General features: G+C 44.6%; 16 protein-coding genes and 1 tRNA gene. 9 read left to right on the top strand and 8 right to left on the bottom strand.

Translation table 11 applies throughout. From position 1 onward, the window contains the following. The first annotated feature begins 174 nt into the window (after positions 1-174). Both rraB and QMY49_RS00380 read left to right on the top strand, forming a co-directional pair. Positions 175-591, top strand: coding sequence for a ribonuclease E inhibitor RraB (rraB, locus tag QMY49_RS00375; RefSeq protein WP_005432867.1), 417 nt, complete (start codon positions 175-177; stop codon positions 589-591). A gap of 171 nt (positions 592-762) precedes the next feature. Next, positions 763-1,563 carry a glycosyl hydrolase 2 galactose-binding domain-containing protein gene (locus QMY49_RS00380; RefSeq protein WP_017187889.1) on the top strand — a complete coding sequence of 267 codons (801 nt, stop codon included), beginning with the start codon at positions 763-765 and terminating at the stop codon, positions 1,561-1,563. A gap of 17 nt (positions 1,564-1,580) precedes the next feature. Here QMY49_RS00380 and QMY49_RS00385 read toward each other — a convergent pair whose 3' ends face one another. The 5 genes from QMY49_RS00385 to pepA form a co-directional block, all read right to left on the bottom strand. Further along, entirely contained in the window at positions 1,581-2,486 is a 906-nt protein-coding gene (locus tag QMY49_RS00385; protein WP_258456666.1) for a bifunctional helix-turn-helix transcriptional regulator/GNAT family N-acetyltransferase, read from the bottom strand. 115 nt (positions 2,487-2,601) lie between these two features. Next, positions 2,602-3,000 carry a DUF2061 domain-containing protein gene (locus tag QMY49_RS00390; RefSeq protein ID WP_005432839.1) on the bottom strand — a complete coding sequence of 133 codons (399 nt, stop codon included), beginning with the start codon at positions 2,998-3,000 and terminating at the stop codon, positions 2,602-2,604. Between the two features lie 226 nt (positions 3,001-3,226). After that, positions 3,227-6,085 carry a valine--tRNA ligase gene (locus tag QMY49_RS00395; RefSeq protein ID WP_005432830.1) on the bottom strand — a complete coding sequence of 953 codons (2,859 nt, stop codon included), beginning with the start codon at positions 6,083-6,085 and terminating at the stop codon, positions 3,227-3,229. A gap of 94 nt (positions 6,086-6,179) precedes the next feature. Further along, on the bottom strand, positions 6,180-6,629 hold the full coding sequence (locus tag QMY49_RS00400) for a DNA polymerase III subunit chi (protein ID WP_009703970.1): 450 nt from the start codon (positions 6,627-6,629) through the stop codon (positions 6,180-6,182). Positions 6,630-6,744: 115 nt separating this feature from the next. Continuing rightward, positions 6,745-8,253, bottom strand: coding sequence for a leucyl aminopeptidase (pepA, locus tag QMY49_RS00405; RefSeq protein ID WP_005432840.1), 1,509 nt, complete (start codon positions 8,251-8,253; stop codon positions 6,745-6,747). Positions 8,254-8,453: 200 nt separating this feature from the next. Between pepA and lptF the strand changes: the two genes are divergently transcribed. Then, positions 8,454-9,554: an LPS export ABC transporter permease LptF gene (gene lptF, locus QMY49_RS00410; RefSeq protein WP_005448809.1), complete on the top strand. Its 1,101-nt coding sequence runs from the start codon at positions 8,454-8,456 to the stop codon at positions 9,552-9,554. A 3-nt stretch (positions 9,555-9,557) separates the two neighbouring features. After that, a complete protein-coding gene (lptG, locus tag QMY49_RS00415) occupies positions 9,558-10,628 on the top strand; it encodes an LPS export ABC transporter permease LptG (protein ID WP_005441983.1) in 1,071 nt (356 codons plus the stop codon). 74 nt (positions 10,629-10,702) lie between these two features. Here lptG and QMY49_RS00420 read toward each other — a convergent pair whose 3' ends face one another. Continuing rightward, a complete protein-coding gene (locus tag QMY49_RS00420) occupies positions 10,703-11,182 on the bottom strand; it encodes an RDD family protein (RefSeq protein WP_283312404.1) in 480 nt (159 codons plus the stop codon). A 245-nt stretch (positions 11,183-11,427) separates the two neighbouring features. On the opposite strand from QMY49_RS00420, the gene QMY49_RS00425 reads away from it, so the two are divergent. Both QMY49_RS00425 and QMY49_RS00430 read left to right on the top strand, forming a co-directional pair. Further along, positions 11,428-12,093 (top strand): SDR family NAD(P)-dependent oxidoreductase, encoded by a 666-nt coding sequence (locus QMY49_RS00425; RefSeq protein ID WP_283312406.1) that lies wholly within the window; start codon positions 11,428-11,430, stop codon positions 12,091-12,093. Between the two features lie 177 nt (positions 12,094-12,270). Beyond that, positions 12,271-12,355, top strand: a tRNA-Leu gene (locus tag QMY49_RS00430). Between the two features lie 181 nt (positions 12,356-12,536). On the opposite strand, the gene QMY49_RS00435 is transcribed toward QMY49_RS00430, so the two are convergent. Together QMY49_RS00435 and QMY49_RS00440 are read right to left on the bottom strand one after the other, a co-directional pair. Next, the gene (locus QMY49_RS00435) at positions 12,537-14,207 is read right to left on the bottom strand and encodes a hypothetical protein (protein WP_269992753.1); all 1,671 of its coding nucleotides are present in this window, start codon (positions 14,205-14,207) and stop codon (positions 12,537-12,539) included. A 30-nt stretch (positions 14,208-14,237) separates the two neighbouring features. After that, positions 14,238-14,687: a type III secretion system chaperone gene (locus tag QMY49_RS00440; protein ID WP_005448805.1), complete on the bottom strand. Its 450-nt coding sequence runs from the start codon at positions 14,685-14,687 to the stop codon at positions 14,238-14,240. A gap of 404 nt (positions 14,688-15,091) precedes the next feature. On the opposite strand from QMY49_RS00440, the gene QMY49_RS00445 reads away from it, so the two are divergent. The 3 genes from QMY49_RS00445 to QMY49_RS00455 all read left to right on the top strand — a co-directional run bounded on the left by QMY49_RS00445 (position 15,092) and on the right by QMY49_RS00455 (position 17,179). Further along, on the top strand, positions 15,092-15,397 hold the full coding sequence (locus tag QMY49_RS00445; protein WP_005448803.1) for a PTS sugar transporter subunit IIB: 306 nt from the start codon (positions 15,092-15,094) through the stop codon (positions 15,395-15,397). Between the two features lie 88 nt (positions 15,398-15,485). After that, the gene (locus QMY49_RS00450) at positions 15,486-16,820 is read left to right on the top strand and encodes a PTS sugar transporter subunit IIC (protein ID WP_029790579.1); all 1,335 of its coding nucleotides are present in this window, start codon (positions 15,486-15,488) and stop codon (positions 16,818-16,820) included. 47 nt (positions 16,821-16,867) lie between these two features. Continuing rightward, positions 16,868-17,179 carry a PTS lactose/cellobiose transporter subunit IIA gene (locus QMY49_RS00455; RefSeq protein ID WP_005448800.1) on the top strand — a complete coding sequence of 104 codons (312 nt, stop codon included), beginning with the start codon at positions 16,868-16,870 and terminating at the stop codon, positions 17,177-17,179. Positions 17,180-17,187 lie beyond the last annotated feature (8 nt).

Below are 17,187 nucleotides of genomic sequence, written 5' to 3' on the forward strand. Positions count from 1 at the left end.
TTTTTGTTTCTGTGAGCGGGGTTTAGATTTGCGAGCAAAAATTATCATCAAGAATCACCGCAGTTTGGTGTTTGTTTGTGGCTTTTCATCGCAATCCGTGCCATATTTCACCGCATTAACGTACTCAGTTTAGAGTATAGTGTTTCCATCAAGTAACTAATCTGGAGCCAAAACATGTCTCACGAAGATGAATATCTATCAGTAGAAGAATTAATTGAGATTCAAAAGGAAGAGACTCGCGATATCATTGCAGCATTGCTAGAAGACGGCAGCGATCCAGATTCACTATACGAAATCGAGCACCACCTATTTGCTGAAGACTTCGACACGCTAGAAAAAGCGGTTGTTGAAGCGTTCAAGATGGGCTTTGAAGTTCTTGAAGCTGAAGAAACAGAAGATGAAGACGGCAACAAGCTACTTTGCTGTGATGCAACAATGGAATCTGCACTAAACGCAGAAGCGATTGATGCTCAGGTTGAGAAACTGGTTCATCTTGCAGAAAAATACGACATCATTTACGACGGTTGGGGGACTTACTACGAAGGCGAAGATGCGCTTTACCCTGAAGAAGATGATGAAGACGAAGAGTAATCCTCTTATTCAATCTAAGAAGCCAGCGTTTATCGCTGGCTTTTTTGTGCCCTGAAAATGATAACCGCAGGTAACGATAAATAATTCTCATTGAGTTTGTGTGCTTATTGCCTGTAACCCTAAGTTACTTGTGTATATAATGCGTGAAAATTGATCTAGCTCAAGGTAACTATGCAACTCTCACTCGCCGGTTTATGGCAAGTCTCTCCACTGACGGACCTTTCTATCCCACAGGATGACATTACTTTCCCTGCTCCTTTGAGTCAGGTATTGCCTGCTGAGCTGACAGAAGAAGCAATTCGTCAGCAAGAGTGGCACCTGATGCATGACATCGAAGTGGATGAATCCATGATGGCATTCCCAGCGGTAGAAATGGTGTTGGGTGGTGTGGATTACCATGCTGAAGTGCGTTTAAATGGAGTTGCATTGTTCGACTGTGATGGCTCACAAAGCGTGTACAAGAAAGACATTCGTCCGTTCATGCAGATGGGGCGTAACCGTTTTGAGATTCTGTTCCTTGAGGAAGAAGAAGATCTTCTACTCGATGAAGATAAGCCAGAGTTGTGCTCACTTGCGGATCATGAATACCAAAAGAGTGATGAGCGCTTGGGGGTATGGCAAGAGCCGTATCTACAGTTCATTCGCAATGTGCGTTTAGACCGTGTAGCAACCGAGCAGATTTGGCACCATGGTGGTGGTTGTGAGTTTAAAGTAGACTTGTACTATCAAACTTTTGCGCCGGGTCTAGTATCGGCATCGGTTAAGTTTAATGGCATGACTTACCATATTCCTATTGATGTCCGAGCGGATCATGCGAGTGCTTTATTCCAGATCGAAGCGCCAAAGTATGCCGATCTTAACGATCCCGATCCAAAAGATCTCTACGAACTCGTGGTGGAGTTGGATGGGCAACGCCAAGCATTTACAGTGGCGCTTAGCCAAGAGCTCTGTGTTACCCATCTTGTACTTTAAGTTTTGGGGATAAAGCGCTATAACGTTTTAAGCATCACGACTTCACATGCATCATGCCCTGTTTGTCCTAGCGGGGCATCGAGATGCTCAAAGCCTAGCTTTTCGTACAAACCTACCGCCTCTCTCAGACATTCGGTCGTTTCCAAATAGCACTGCTGATACCCAAACTGTTTCGCCAGTTGTAAGCTTAATGCGACGATGCGTTTGGCTAAGCCATGTCCTCGCGTTTGAGGTAAGAAGTACATCTTTTGCAGCTCACACACATTTGGCTCACCAGCTAAAGGTGCAAAGCCGCCGCCACCCACAATCTCGCCTTGGTACTCGACTACCCAGTAGGCTGCGCCTTGTTGATCGTAAACCGAGTACATGTCATCAAGCGTTGGATCTGCCACACCATAACCTTTATCTGCGGTTAAACCGTATTCTGCAGAGACTTTACGAATCACGTTCGCAACTTGCGAGTTATCTGCTTTGGTAAGAGGTCGAAGAACGTATTCCTCAGCCTGGCACACTTTCGTTAGCCCTTTTAGGTAAGTCTCTAGACCAAGTTTGAGTTGCTCTTGTTCGCTGTCATCGAGTTGGGTAAGCAGTTGTTCAAAGAAGCTGTTTTGCTGCTGGTCTAGTTGCGATAACGCCTGTTGCCCTTGTTCTGTAAGCCCGACAAGTTGGCTACGTTTGTCTTTTGGGTTTTCGATGCTCTCAACCAAGCCTAATTTAATCAGACCAGTAACGGTTCGGCTCGCATTGGACTTGTCGACATTAAGCTGCTGTGCCAATTGATTGATGGTTAACGGCTGCAGCTGGATTTCACCTAATGCGTGCGCTTGTACTGGAGTGAGAGCGACATCGCCGCATTGTTTATCGAGCATACCAAGCAATCGGACGGCTTGACGGGAGTAGTGTCGGAGTTGACGAGCATTCATAATCACTTACCTCTGGAAACAAAGTTGCGCACTGCAATTAAATTAATTGCGGTGCGCAACTTTGTCAATGGTAAATGTTATTTTGCTTGTTAGGAGGTGTATTGAGCCTCCATGTTTAAGCGTGTTGGTGTAGACAAAATTGTGGTGCTTGGTTATCTGATTTACGCATCCATACTTTCTCGTGGAAGTAGTAAGCCACTGTGTTCAAGCTTGGCTCTAGCATCGCCATAATACCGCCGACAAACGCATCACCTGTTAGTAAGTAAACCACGCTAAACGCAACACTGAAGTGGATAGTGGCAAAGCTTGCGGTTTTTAATTTGGTCATCCACTGACGAGCTTTAAGCGCTGGGACTTTTGCCCATGCCTTTTCATGAAAGTAGAAAGCGACGGTGTTCACTGAAGGCTCAATCATGGCAATTAAACTACCAATTAGAATGTCGCCAGTAAGCACGTAAGCGACACTAAACGCGATAGTAAAATGGAGTGCTGCAAAGGTTAGTGTCTTTTTCATGATAATTACTCAATCGTTGTGTTGTTTCGATAGGTCTATTATTGAGAATTATTATCATTAAATCTAATGGGCAGTTAAGATTAGTTTGATAGGTAAAAACTATTAAATAGGAGGGGAAGTAGGAGAGAAGAGCGAATATCTTTGAAAGCTTTCCTAGCGATAAAATGCAAAAAGGGTTGATGCTTTCACACCAACCCTTTGATTCTTTTACTCTAGCCTTTAGCGATTAAAGTGCAGCGATCGTTGTCTTCTGCTCTTCTAGCTTAGCTAGCGTCTCTTTGTAGCCTTCAAGTTTTTCACGCTCTTTAGCAACAACTGCTTCAGGAGCTTTCGCTACGAAGCCTTCGTTACCTAGTTTGCCTTCGATACGCTTGATTTCGCCGTGAGTTTTCTTGATTTCGCCATCTAGACGAGCAAGCTCAGCGTCTTTGTCGATCAGACCCGCCATTGGGATCATCAGCTCAGACTTAGCAACCAATGCTGTTGCACACGCTGGCGTTTCTTCGTCAGCAGCAAGTACGCGTACAGATTCTAGTTTCGCTAGAGACATCAGTACTTGTTTGTTTGCTTCTAGACGCGCTGCGTCTTCTGCGTTTGCAGCTTTCAGCATAACGTCAAGCGGCTTACCTGGGTTGATGTCGTATTCAGCACGTAGGTTACGGATGCTGGTAATGAACGCTTTCACCCATTCAATATCGTCTAGCGCTTCTTGGTTGAAGTTTGCTTCGTCGAATTGAGGCAGTGCTTGAAGCATGATTGTCTCGCCTTCTACACCTTCAACGAGCGGCTTGATGCTTTGCCAGATAGTTTCAGTGATGTAAGGAATCACTGGGTGAGCTAGACGTAGCGTCTTCTCAAGAACCGTGATTAGTGTACGACGAGTACCACGCTGTTGCGCTTCAGTACCTTTCCATAGAACTGGTTTAGTTAGCTCTAGGTACCAGTCACAGAATTGGTTCCAGATGAATTCGTAAAGCGTGTTAGACGCCATATCTAGACGGAAGTTGTCGATATGGTTGTTGAACGCTTTCGCTGCAAGTTCAAACTGAGACTCGATCCACTTGTCCGCTAGTGAGTATTCAATCTCACCACCGTTGAAGCCACAATCTTGCTCTTCTGTGTTCATCATTACGTAACGGCTTGCGTTCCATAGTTTGTTACAGAAGTTACGGTAACCCTCAAGACGCTTCATATCCCAGTTGATATCGCGACCTGTTGATGCCATTGCTGCAAGAGTAAAACGTAGTGCGTCTGTACCGTATGCTTCGATACCGTTTTCAAACGTCTTACGAGTGTTCTTCTCGATTTTCTTCGCTAGCTGAGGCTGCATCATGTTGCCACAACGCTTCTCTACTAGAGACTCTAGGTCGATACCATCGATCATGTCGATTGGGTCAAGTACGTTACCTTTCGACTTAGACATCTTGTCGCCGTTTTCGTCACGGATTAGACCAGTAACGTAAACTGTCTTAAATGGTACTTGTGGTTTGCCGTTTTCGTCTTTCACGAAGTGCATGGTCATCATGATCATGCGCGCAACCCAGAAGAAGATAATGTCGAAACCAGTTACTAGTACGTCTGAAGGGTGGAATACTTTCAGATCGTCAGTTTGCTCTGGCCAACCTTGAGTACCGAACGTCCATAGTGCAGAAGAGAACCATGTATCCAGTACGTCTTCGTCTTGGTGCAGTTCAATAACTGACTCTAGGTTGTTGTTCTTACGAACCTCTTCTTCGTCACGACCTACGTAAACATTACCTTGGTTGTCGTACCAAGCTGGGATGCGGTGACCCCACCATAGCTGACGAGAGATACACCAGTCTTGAACGTCACGCATCCAAGAGAAGTACATGTTTTCGTATTGCTTAGGAACGAATTGGATGTCGCCGTTTTCTACTGCTTCAACTGCTGTTTTTGCTAGAGGTGCAGTGCGTACGTACCATTGGTCAGTTAGCATTGGTTCGATAACCACGCCACCACGGTCGCCGTAAGGAACTTGTAGATCGTGATCTTTCACTTCTTCAAGTAGACCTAGCTCGTCGAATTCAGCAACGATAGCTTTACGAGCGGCAAAACGCTCCATACCGTGGTACTTAGCTGGTAGTTCAGTGCTGTAAGCGTCGCTTGCTTCGCCGTTGGTGTTGAAGACTTCAGAAGCGTCACGGATGTTCGCGTCGAAAGTCAGAATGTTGATCATTGGTAGCTGGTGGCGCTTACCAACTTCGTAGTCGTTGAAGTCGTGCGCAGGTGTGATTTTCACACAACCAGTACCTTTTTCCATATCTGCGTGCTCATCGCCCACGATTGGGATGCGACGATCAACGATAGGAAGGATGATTTCTTTACCGATAAGATCTTTGTAACGTGGATCTTCTGGGTTAACTGCAACACCAGTATCGCCTAGCATGGTCTCTGGACGAGTCGTTGCAACAACGATGTAGTCTTTGCCATCCGCTGTTTTAACGCCATCTGCTAGTGGGTAGCGGAAGTGCCACATGTTGCCTTTAGTGTCTTTGTTCTCTACTTCTAGATCTGAAATCGCTGTGTGTAGCTTTGGATCCCAGTTAACTAGACGCTTACCGCGGTAGATTAGGTCGTCTTCGTATAGACGTACGAACACTTCTTGAACGGCGTTAGATAGACCATCGTCCATCGTAAAGCGCTCACGATCCCAGTCTACAGATGCGCCAAGACGACGAAGCTGCTTAGTGATAGTGCCGCCAGATTCGCCTTTCCATTCCCAGATTTTGTCGATGAAAGCTTCACGACCGTAATCGTGTTTTGTTTTGCCTTCTTCTGCAGCGATCTTACGCTCAACAACCATCTGAGTTGCGATACCTGCGTGGTCCGTACCTACTTGCCAAAGAGTGTTTTTACCCTTCATGCGCTCACAACGGATAAGCGTATCCATGATCGTATCTTGGAACGCGTGGCCCATGTGTAGGCTACCAGTGACGTTCGGTGGCGGGATCATGATGCTGTATGATTCTTTAGTAGTGTCACCGTGTGGCTTAAAGTAGCCTTTCTCTTCCCAAGTCTGATACAGAGCTTGTTCGATTGAAGTTGGGTTGTATGTCTTTTCCATAGCGCTCTTTTAATGGATACGTTGATGGTTGAATCTAAGTCAATCTTTATAAGTGAACTCTCTGAGTGGAGAGCTTAACTATAAGGATTGACCGTTAAGGATATTGAATTTCGATCGTTTGCAGTTGATAACCTGCCTGACGGTAAATTTTATACCTTTCTCTTGCGAGCTGTTTAGCTTTTTCTTCGCAAGGCACGAAGTCTACCACTTGAGCAAACTTGTTCGCAAAGGTTGTCTCATTTTCCGCCAAATTAATTACCAGTTGACGGTTCCAATTAGGTTTTACACCTTCATGGCCGATTTCAATATTGGTGGCGTATTTCGGTCCTTCGCCTACAAGATTATGTGCCATGAACTTGTCTGCATCAATTTGCCAAAAGGCTTCGGCGAGCTGCTCGGCGTGCGGTTTGTCTTGGCAGTTCAGATACACTTTTGCGCCTTGGCGAGCAAAGTGCTGAGCCAAAAACACGATGTATTCTTCAAAGCCAGTCACCGTTGCTTGTGGGCTCTCTTCGTTAATGATGTAGAAGGTTGCAGTTTGCATCATTCTCTCGCTTGCCGTTGGTCTCTTCCTAAGACCATCTTAAATCCGATTTTCAATCAAGAAAATCGAGGTAATAAAAAAGGGCCTTGCGGCCCTTTTAGATGTTGTTCAGAAATTACTCTTCTGTCTCTTGGCCGCTGCGGTTCAAAAGGAATTGGACAAGCATTGAGACAGGACGGCCCGTTGAGCCTTTCGCTGCGCCTGATTTCCAAGCAGTACCTGCGATATCGACGTGTGCCCAGTTGTACTTCTTAGCAAACTTAGACAAGAAGCAACCCGCAGTGATAGTACCAGCAGGACGACCACCGATGTTTGCCATATCAGCAAACGGGCTCTTCAATTGCTCGTGGTACTCGTCTGCCATTGGTAGACGCCATGCACGGTCACTTGCTTGCTCAGAAGCGTTTACTAGCTCATGAGAAAGTGGGTTGTGGTTAGAGATTACGCCGCTAATATGGTGACCTAGTGCGATAACACAAGCACCAGTTAGCGTTGCAACGTCTACTACGCAATCTGGTTCGAAACGCTCTACGTAAGTCAGTGCGTCACAAAGAACAAGACGACCTTCTGCATCCGTGTTTAGAACTTCTACGGTTTGACCTGACATGGTTGTTAGGATATCACCTGGACGGTAAGCGTTGCTGCCTGGCATGTTTTCACAGCCTGCTAGAACACCAATAACGTTGATTGGTAGGTTTAGCTTCGCTAGCGCTTTCATTGTACCGAATACAGACGCAGCACCACACATGTCGTACTTCATCTCATCCATACCTTCACCAGGTTTTAGAGAGATACCGCCTGAATCGAACGTCAGACCTTTGCCGACTAGTACGATAGGTTTTGCTTCTGATTCTGGGTTACCTTTGTATTCGATAATCGACATCATTGATTCGTTCTTCGAACCACGACCTACTGCTAGGTAAGATGTCATGCCCAGTTTTTCCATCTCTTGCTCACCAATGATCTTGGTGGTTACAGTTTCGTAATCGTCAGCAAGGCGACGTGCTTGAGAAGCAAGGTACGCTGGGTTTGCGATGTTTGGTGGCATGTTGCCAAGATCTTTTGATGCTTTCACACCAGATGCGATAGCTAGACCGTGAGTGATTGCTTTCTCGCCTAGGTTTAATTCACGACGCGTTGGTACGTTGAATACTAGCTTACGCAGTGGACGACGAGTTTCTGGCTTAACGCTCTTGAACTGATCGAATGTGTAAAGACCATCTTTAGTCGCTTCTACTGCCTGGCGAACTTTCCAGTAAGTATCACGACCCTTAACGTGTAGTTCAGTTAGGAAACATACTGCTTCCATAGAACCTGTTTCGTTAAGTGTGCTGATCGTCTTTTGAATGATTTCCTTGTACTGGCGCTCGCCTAGCTCACGTTCTTTACCACAACCTACGAGTAGAACGCGCTCTGACAAAACACCTGGTACTTGATGCAGTAGCAGCATCTGACCAGGTTTACCCTCTAGATCACCACGGCGAAGTAGTGAACTGATGTAACCGTCACTGATTTTATCAAGTTGCTCGGCTACTGGAGAAAGGCGACGTGGTTCAAACACACCAACAACGATACATGCGCTACGTTGTTTCTCTGGACTGCCACTTTTAACACTGAACTCCATGCGTACTCCTACATCCTGAAGACAAATTGCTCTAAATGTTAGATAATGATCGCTTACTTGTTGAATTTAAGCTCAGGTCTTACCAACAGAGCTGATTTAAGCGCTAACATCTAGTTTATAATTTTTAAAAAAATAAATGGTTCAACGGGAAACTATAGTGATTCGACCAAAAAAACAAGTTTTGTATAGGTAATTTCAGCGTGATTATTGTTAGATATTTGATCCGCGAAACACTCAAGAGCCAATTTGCGATTTTCTTCGTGCTTTTTTTGGTGTTTGTGAGCCAGAAGTTTATCAGTGTTCTTGCTGATGCTTCGGACGGGGATATTCCTGCTGGGTTAATTTTCTCAGTTGTTGGTTTAAACATGCCAGCAATGGGGCTATTAATGCTGCCATTAAGTTTGTACATCGGCATATTGATCACATTTGGTCGTTTATATGCGGAAAGTGAAATCGTGGTGATGAATGCGACGGGTATCGGGAATAAGTTCCTGGTACAAGCTGCGTTGTACTTGGCGATCATCACATCGGGTGTGGCAGCGTTCAATGCATTATGGCTATCGCCTTGGTCACAAGACCGTGTTGAGCAACTTTATGAGCAAGTCGCGGCAGAAAACAGTGTCGACTTATTGAAGAAAGGTCAGTTCCAAGGCACGCCAGATGGTTCTTCGGTTGTCTTTATTGATGACATCAAAGACAGCACGTTAAGTAATGTGTTTGTAGCACAGATGCGTCCGCGTGATTCCATCTTACCAAGCGTGATGTTTTCCTCTTCTGGTGAAGTAAAAGAACTGTCGGATGGGCGTCAGATCATCACTATGCATGAAGGTACGCGCTATGAAGGTGTGCCGACTCGTGTTGAATACATGGTTACTAAGTTCGATCAGTACGAAGGTTTGATTGGTCAGCGTGAAGTGAAGCAAAAAGGTCGCGATTGGGAAGCGTACCCAACGGCAGACCTGATTGGTCACCCAGATCCTGAAGCGCAAGCTGAGCTGCAATGGCGTATCTCGTTGTTCGTGTGTATTCCACTATTAACGATGCTGGTTATTCCTTTGTCGGCAGTGAACCCGCGCCAGGGACGCTTTGCTAAAATGGGACCGGCTATCTTGATTTACTTGGCGTACTTCCTTGCGATTAGTGCAACGAAATCCGCGCTAGAAGATGGTGCTATTCCTGCTGCTATTGGTATGTGGCCAATTAATGCCATGTTATTGATTGTCGCTATCTTGGCTAACATGATGGACAGTGTTCCAGCTCGACGAATTAAAGACAAATTCCGCAAGAAGAGGCTCGCGTAAGCTGTGTTCAAACTCTTAGACCTTTACATCGGTAGAACGATTATCTCTACCACAGCCTTGGTTCTGGCGACTTTCGTCGGCTTGTCGGGCATCATCAAGTACGTAGAACAGTTGCGTAAAGTTGGTCGTGGTGCTTACGACCTAATGCACGCGCTTTACTTTGTTTTGCTGAGTATTCCTCGCGATATCGAAATGTTCTTCCCAATGGCGGCGCTGCTGGGAGCCTTGATTGGTTTGGGCATGCTTGCTTCAAGTTCTGAACTTGTGGTTATGCAAGCCGCGGGTTTCTCTAAGTTGGATATCGGCTTATCAGTACTTAAAACCGCAGTACCCTTAATGCTTATCGTTATGACGCTCGGTCAATGGGGCGCACCAGAGGCGCAAAAGATGGCGCGTGACCTACGTGCATTTGCTCTATCTGGCGGTAGTATTGTGTCGGTGCGGGCTGGGGTGTGGGCTCGCGATGCCAACGACTTCATCTTTATCGGTAAAGTGGAAGATGACAAACTCTACGGCTTGAACATGTGGCGTTTCGATGAAGATAAGAACTTAGACAAAGTTATCTTCGCAGAAGAAGTCGACTACCAACAAGATAACAATTGGTTGATGCGTTATGTCCAAATCACCGATATGGAAAATGAAAACGTCATTACCAAGCGCGATTTAGAGCAGATGGAATGGCACACCTCATTAGCACCAGATAAGTTGGCGGTGGTAACGGTGAAACCAGAAGAGCTTTCTTTAAGTGGCTTATATGACTATGTGACCTATTTGAAAGCCTCGGAACAAGATGCTTCGCGTTATGAACTCGCATTTTGGCGCAAGCTATCTCAACCACTCTCTATTGCGGTGATGATGTTGATGGCGCTGTCGTTTGTTTTCGGTCCATTGCGTAGTGTCACCATGGGTGCAAGAGTACTCTCAGGGGTAGTTGCAGGTTTTACCTTCTACATATCCAGTGAGTTCTTTGGACCTCTGACCTTGGTATATGGTATTCCGCCAGTGTTCGGTGCCTTGGCCCCTAGTTTGGTGTTCCTAGCAATTGCGGTATCCTTGCTAAGAAGAAAACTGTAGGCTTTCAAAACGCGATAAACATAAAAAAGGAAGGCACTGTGCCTTCCTTTTTCTATTCTGCTTGCGCGGTTTCGCTATTTTGCTTTCGGCAAGACAACGACTTCGGTTTTTGCCCAAATGTCGTGGAAACCACGTTTTTGTGGGTCGATTGGTATAGTCAAGTTAGCCAAACCAAAGCCCGACGTACCTAAACGAATTAAAGCCTGAGTAACCGTAATTGGCGCACCATCCTTACTGTTACGAATTTGCATTTTCCAAGCTCGCATGCCCAGTGTTTGTCCTGCGCGGGTCCAGAAGAATACAAAGAAGTAGATCCACACCACAGCCAGATACAGCGTGAATAATGGGCTTAGAAATGGATGCTTTCCTAGCATATCTGCTGCATCCACATATTCCCCATAACTCAGCAAGCCTGCCGCATTAAGCGCAAAAACAATCGCCATTACTACGCCTGCTGCCATCATCTCAATCGCTAGGATGATCAGCGTGTCGTAAAACAATGCTGCGAGTCGACGGAAAAAGCCCGCTGGTGGAAGAGTTGTCGAAGTCGTCATAATTCCATCACTTACCTTTAAAATTGTGCGTCAGAATATAGATTCCATTAGCTTGTGAAAAGAGAGCTAACGCACAGAGTCTTCAATTGTGGGCAAATCACAAGTTTGAATACGACTCTATCGCTAATCAACTATCCAACAAAGTAACCGAGTTCAAACTTCCTATCATGCAATCTGTGAAAGCATCAAACATGGGTTACTTTGCTTAGAACACAAGATTACGAATGATGTGATAGAGGTACAAGATGATCGTAATTACAGGCGCGAGCAGTGGCTTAGGTGCGCAGTTAGCTAAGTTGTATGATGCTCAAGGCGAAGAAACACTGTTAACTGGTCGCAGCGAAAAGAAGTTAAATACGCTTGCTCAACACCTCTCGAGTAAAGCTAAGGTAAGAAGTTGCGATCTTATCGACGCATCTCAAGTCGAGAAGTTGTTTGATGAGTTGCCTCAAGTGCCTTCAACTCTGATTCATTGTGCGGGAAGTGGTTATTTTGGTTTGTTAGCCGAGCAAGACCCACAAGAGATTCAAAAGCTTATTGAAAACAATCTCACCTCCGCAATTCATGTCCTAAAAGAGTTGGTAAAGCGTTATCAAGAGCAGCCTGTAAATGTTGTGATGGTGATGTCGACAGCGGCACAACAGCCAAAGGCACAAGAATCGACTTATTGTGCGGTGAAGTGGGCAGTTAAAGGTTTGATTGAGTCCGTTCGTATGGAATTAAAAGGCAAACCAATGAAAATTATCGCTGTGTATCCAGGTGGCATGGCAACCGAGTTTTGGGAAACGAGTGGTAAGTCATTAGATACGAGCAGCTTTATGAGTGCCGGTGATGCGGCGCAAATGATCCATGGTGCGCTATCTAATATTGGTAATGGTTACGTTTCGGATATTACCGTTAATCGTTTATAGGGTTTAATGGTTGGTGTTATAACAAAGTGAAATGGCAGACTGAGCTAAGATGAGATCTCCTTTGTCACACTTTGTGGCGAAATTATCAGCAAACGATAGTTATTTAAGGTTTTTCTGCTTGCGCAGGTCAAAAGCTTACGTATAATGCCAACCATCAAAGGGCAATAGCCCAGAGATGCCGGTGTGGTGAAATTGGTATACACGACGGATTCAAAATCCGTTGCCTTCGGGCGTGGCGGTTCAAGTCCGCCCACCGGTACCATATTCCAAGACAGAGCCTCGACGAAAGTCGGGGCTTTGTTGTATCTGAGGTTTGTGAATTCAAATCCAGCGTGGCGGCAGGCGTGCCTGTCCAATCAACTCCGCCCACCGGTGCCATATTCCAAGACAGAGCCTCGACACTATCGAGGCTTGGTTATTTGTTGGAATCTTATTACGCGGGCTTAAAGAGGAGCGGCTCGATAGTCGACGTTAATTGGTCCATTTAACTTGGCATCAATTTGGCTATTGTGCGCTGCTATCGTTAGATTGACCTCAAGATGCAGCGAGCTTTTATCCGGATCTAATGGCTCTTCGTTTAAACCAATCATCATTTTAAGTTGCATGTCCAATTGGGCATGAAGTTCCATTGTGCCATCTTCTTTATTGTACAAATTGAACGTGGATGTTGGGTCGCCTATTGGCGTGATGCCTTGTTCATTCATTAAAGAGATAAGGACGCTTGCAAACAACTCTTGGTTAGCAAAGTAGCTTACGCCTGTCGGCATTTTACTGATGTCATCTAATGTTGAATCTTCATTGCGACTGATTTGTGCACCATCAACTAGATAAGTTGCACGATCAAAGTCTTTCTCAAACTGCTCACTGCGTTTTTCATCCACTTTTGCGGCTATTTCTTTGAGTGCATTGGTGACGGCTGTGGGGTTAGTCAGCGTGACATATTGTTTGGTTTGCGCAGCAACAGGCTCTTGAGTAAGCCCACAATCGTCAAGATTTAAGTGGTTGTCATTGGCTTGCATCGTCAAAAAGGCAGAAGCAAACTCAGGATCTGATGCTGAAATCTCACCAGCACCAATACCCTGTCCATAGTAACTTACCCAATCATTTAAACGTTGCGATGTTTTGTCACTACCATGTGCGCGTTTATCTAACTCTGTAATTAGTGCATCAAGCAGTGTTTCAGTTCGACACAGTTTAGTCAGTGTTAACAACTGCTCTTCATGTGGAATATCGGCTTGCTCTAGGTCATCCATTACTTGCATTTTGAATCCTGGAGAGTTGAGCAATTGGACCAGTTCTTTGCTGGTTGGATGATTAAGAATAGAGTTGAGTAAATCGCTGGCTTGAGTCTGAGATAAGCCTTGCGTTAATTCAGACACGATACGTTGCTGGTAACCACTCTTGTCGTCAGCGCCAAGCTTTTGCTTATCGACATCAGCTAAGTCAAATTGCGCGCGTAGCATGATCTTTTGCGCACAATTATCGAGGTTGTGAAGTACTTGATAATGATCTTTCTGATTGAATGCATCCGCTACTTGGTTGAAGTCTTCTTGAATACCTTGTGGAAGACGATGTATGTCATCAACAACGGTTTGGGCGATCTCGGCAATTTCTCGTTGAGTCAATTGATGGTGTTGTTTGTCGCATGCCTCGTGAAGTAAGCCTTCAAATTGTTTTCCTGCTGCATTATTTGGAGCCAACCATTGCTCGTGGTCGTTGTTAGCAAGTAATTTTTGAGCGCCATTTGGAGAGGCAATAAAATCATGAACGGCTTGGGCATTGAAAGCGGTCATGGCCTTGCTGATGGCATTCGCCTCACCAACAATGGTCTGGATGACTTTTCCGCTTAACGGCTTACTACCGGAGGTAATATCTAACTTAGAAGCTAGATGTGAGGTGATATCACTTCCGTACTCTTTCTGTAATGAGTTGAGAAAGAGCCCCATGGTTTGAAGGTTAAGATTGGATTGAGTTTGAGTGTGCTTTGCAAAAGGAGAAAGCGTTTTGCCTTCAAAACGACCACTTTTTAAAGTGACCTCTCCTTGATTGTTTTGATTGGCAACCACAGTGTTATTTTTAGCAACACTAAGAAACTGTTGTAGTTGTATAGCCATATCGGTATCTCTATAAATTCTTGAGGAAAATTAAACGCAGATAGCAGTATTGAGCATGCTATTTTTAGGGGGCGAGTCCTCTTGGGTACTCTCTAGCAAATGACGGCATTTCTCTGTTTGACTGATGAAACACGACAGTGCGCTTTCTAGGTCAAACACAGTACAAAGACCAGCATCCACGCTGTATGTCAAAACGATACTCGCTGTGTGAGTTTCAAGGCTTAGAGACATATTGAGTTCTTTATATAAGGCTTTATTGAACTGCATTAAACTTGATAATTGTTTTATGCCTTGTTGGGAACTTAATGGTCCTACTAGCGATGTCAGGATCAGCCGTTCACGTTTAGGGTCCAACTCGATGTCTAGTAAAAGAGTTTCATCAACCATCAAAGTACAATGCCCGTCTTCGTTGGGCTGGAGTGTGTCGATGCCTAGGTCTGTAACTAATTCTTGAAATAATTGCTCAATTAATGTGCTCACGTCAGCAGTCTCAATGGTTTATTTAGTTGATGGCAATGTATAAGAGCTGTGTCGAGAAATCTGTCAATGACGGTTGTGATGTTTTAGGTTACTAAGAGGATTAAATAGTTAATGACATGAAATTCAAATGATTATTATCATGGTTTTTATGCTTCTAAATAGCGAGATTGATAATAAATTTCTTGTTTTTAATTTAATGTTTTAATTGAATAAATATGAAAATTGTAAATATATACTTAGCTTTGTCTTTTCCTGTCTAATTCCTATTTTTATGTAATTACTCCTTTGTTTTATATTGAAAGTGAGATCTTGTTCATACTCAATGCAACCGGTTGCGCTTTTTTGTGTTGGTTATTTTTGCTACAGTTTTTGTAGTTCGAAATTTACACAATGGGAGCAAGGCTATGAAAAAGATCCTCTTATGCTGCAGTGCTGGAATGTCGACCAGTATGCTAGTGAAGAAAATGGAGCAAGCTGCTGAAAAGCAAGGGCTTGAGTGTAAGATTGATGCACTGTCAGTTAATGCGTTTGATGAGGCAATTAAAGAGTACGATGTCTGTCTGTTAGGTCCGCAAGTGCGATTTCAGTTAGAGGAGTTGCGCAAAACAGCACAGGAACATGGTAAGAATATTGATGCAATCTCTCCACAAGCCTACGGGATGATGAAAGGAGAAGAAGTACTCCAGCAAGCTTTAGAACTTATTAACTAATTCAATAATTTTAAATAGAAATAAGAGTTGCCACTAAATATAAATATTTGGTGTGGGATTCTTTTGTCTGAAAATAAGGATGGATTCTATGAAGCTCTATGATGCGATTATAGGAATAGTCGAAAAACATATAGCCCCAATTGCAGCGAAAGTAGGTAATCAGCCTCATGTCAGAGCAATGAGAGACGGATTTATTGTGGCAATGCCGTTTATTATTGTTGGTAGTTTTATCTTAATTTTTGCTTTCCCACCATTTGCTGAAGACACGACGTTTGCACTAGGACGAATTTGGTTGGATTTTGCGACCACGCATTTCGATACCATTATGATGCCCTTCAATATGTCGATGGGCATCATGACCATATTTGTCTCGCTTGGCGTCGCCTATAGTTTGGCGAAAGCGTACAAGATGGACGGTATCACCAGCGCCGTATTGTCTTTGATGTGTTTTTTGCTGGTAGCTGCACCTGCAAAAGACGGAGCGCTTGCTATGAAACATATGGGGGGGACCGGGATCTTTACAGCGGTAATGTGCGCCTTCTTTGCTGTTGAGCTATACCGCTTCATGAAAAAACACAACATTACTATCCGCATGCCAGAACAAGTACCACCTGCGATTGCTCGCTCTTTCGAAGTTCTTCTTCCGGTACTGGCTGTATTTCTAACACTGTACCCATTAAGTATCTTTGTTCAAACCCAATATGACATGTTGATCCCTGATGCAGTAATGGCGATGTTTAAGCCATTGATCAGTGCTTCCAACACCTTACCAGCAATCATCGGTGCATTGCTTGTGTGTCAGCTACTTTGGTTTGCTGGTATTCATGGTGCCGCAATTGTGGTTGGTTTATTGTCTCCAATCTTCCTAACCAACATCAGTGCCAACATTGATGCGTTTGTCGCGGGTCAACCAATTCCAAACGTATTCACTCAACCATTCTGGGATTTCTACATCTTTATTGGTGGTTCGGGCGCAACGCTTGCCCTTGTTATGTTGATGTCATTTAGCCGCTCTGCTCACCTAAAGAGTATTGGTCGCATGAGTGCGGTACCTGGTTTTTTCCAAATTAATGAACCTGTGATTTTTGGTAGCCCAGTCGTAATGAACCCAATTCTATTCATTCCATTTGTGTTTGCACCAATCGTCAACGCAACCATTGCTTACTTTGCAGTACAACTCGGCTTTGTTGGTATGGGGGTTGCGACCACGCCATGGACGACTCCGGCGTTAATTGGTGCCTCATGGGGGAGCGGTTGGACATTCTCACCTGTGCTGTTGGTGATTGGGCTTCTGATTCTTGATCTCTTCATTTATCTGCCGTTCTTCAAGATGTTTGAAAAGCAGGTTATGGAACAAGAGTTACCTACGAGCAAAGAAAGTAAAGACGCTGAACAGCCATCAGGCGAGGGCGTGACAGCTTAATCATGATTTGGCTGTCGCTTGGCAGCCTTCATTTCCGGAGAGAAGAAATGGAACAAGAACTAGTCGTAATGGAAATTATCTGTAATGCAGGTGAAGCCAGGAGTTTGAGCTACGAAGCGTTGCGTCTATCGAGAGAGAAAGATTTTACCGCCGCAGAGGAAAAGCTTTCTCAAGCAAAAGAGTGCATTAACAAAGCGCATCTGATTCAAACCCAATTGATTGAAGAAGATCAGGGGGAGGGCAAAGTGCCAATGACTCTTGTTATGGTACACGCACAAGACCACTTAATGACAACCATCTTAGCGCAAGAAATGGCAGTGGAAATCGTTGCGTTGAACAAGCAGTTAGCAGCGAGATAAGGACGGTA

This window comes from Vibrio harveyi (assembly GCF_030060435.1).
Classification (GTDB): domain Bacteria; phylum Pseudomonadota; class Gammaproteobacteria; order Enterobacterales; family Vibrionaceae; genus Vibrio; species Vibrio harveyi.

Coding starts and splice junctions, on each gene's coding strand:
- rraB (WP_005432867.1), top strand. CDS start 175: ATGTCTCACGAAGATGAATATCTATCAGTAGAAGAATTAATTGAGATT.
- QMY49_RS00380 (WP_017187889.1), top strand. CDS start 763: ATGCAACTCTCACTCGCCGGTTTATGGCAAGTCTCTCCACTGACGGAC.
- QMY49_RS00385 (WP_258456666.1), bottom strand. CDS start 2,486: ATGAATGCTCGTCAACTCCGACACTACTCCCGTCAAGCCGTCCGATTG.
- QMY49_RS00390 (WP_005432839.1), bottom strand. CDS start 3,000: ATGAAAAAGACACTAACCTTTGCAGCACTCCATTTTACTATCGCGTTT.
- QMY49_RS00395 (WP_005432830.1), bottom strand. CDS start 6,085: ATGGAAAAGACATACAACCCAACTTCAATCGAACAAGCTCTGTATCAG.
- QMY49_RS00400 (WP_009703970.1), bottom strand. CDS start 6,629: ATGCAAACTGCAACCTTCTACATCATTAACGAAGAGAGCCCACAAGCA.
- pepA (WP_005432840.1), bottom strand. CDS start 8,253: ATGGAGTTCAGTGTTAAAAGTGGCAGTCCAGAGAAACAACGTAGCGCA.
- QMY49_RS00420 (WP_283312404.1), bottom strand. CDS start 11,182: ATGACGACTTCGACAACTCTTCCACCAGCGGGCTTTTTCCGTCGACTC.
- QMY49_RS00425 (WP_283312406.1), top strand. CDS start 11,428: ATGATCGTAATTACAGGCGCGAGCAGTGGCTTAGGTGCGCAGTTAGCT.
- QMY49_RS00435 (WP_269992753.1), bottom strand. CDS start 14,207: ATGGCTATACAACTACAACAGTTTCTTAGTGTTGCTAAAAATAACACT.
- QMY49_RS00445 (WP_005448803.1), top strand. CDS start 15,092: ATGAAAAAGATCCTCTTATGCTGCAGTGCTGGAATGTCGACCAGTATG.
- QMY49_RS00450 (WP_029790579.1), top strand. CDS start 15,486: ATGAAGCTCTATGATGCGATTATAGGAATAGTCGAAAAACATATAGCC.
- QMY49_RS00455 (WP_005448800.1), top strand. CDS start 16,868: ATGGAACAAGAACTAGTCGTAATGGAAATTATCTGTAATGCAGGTGAA.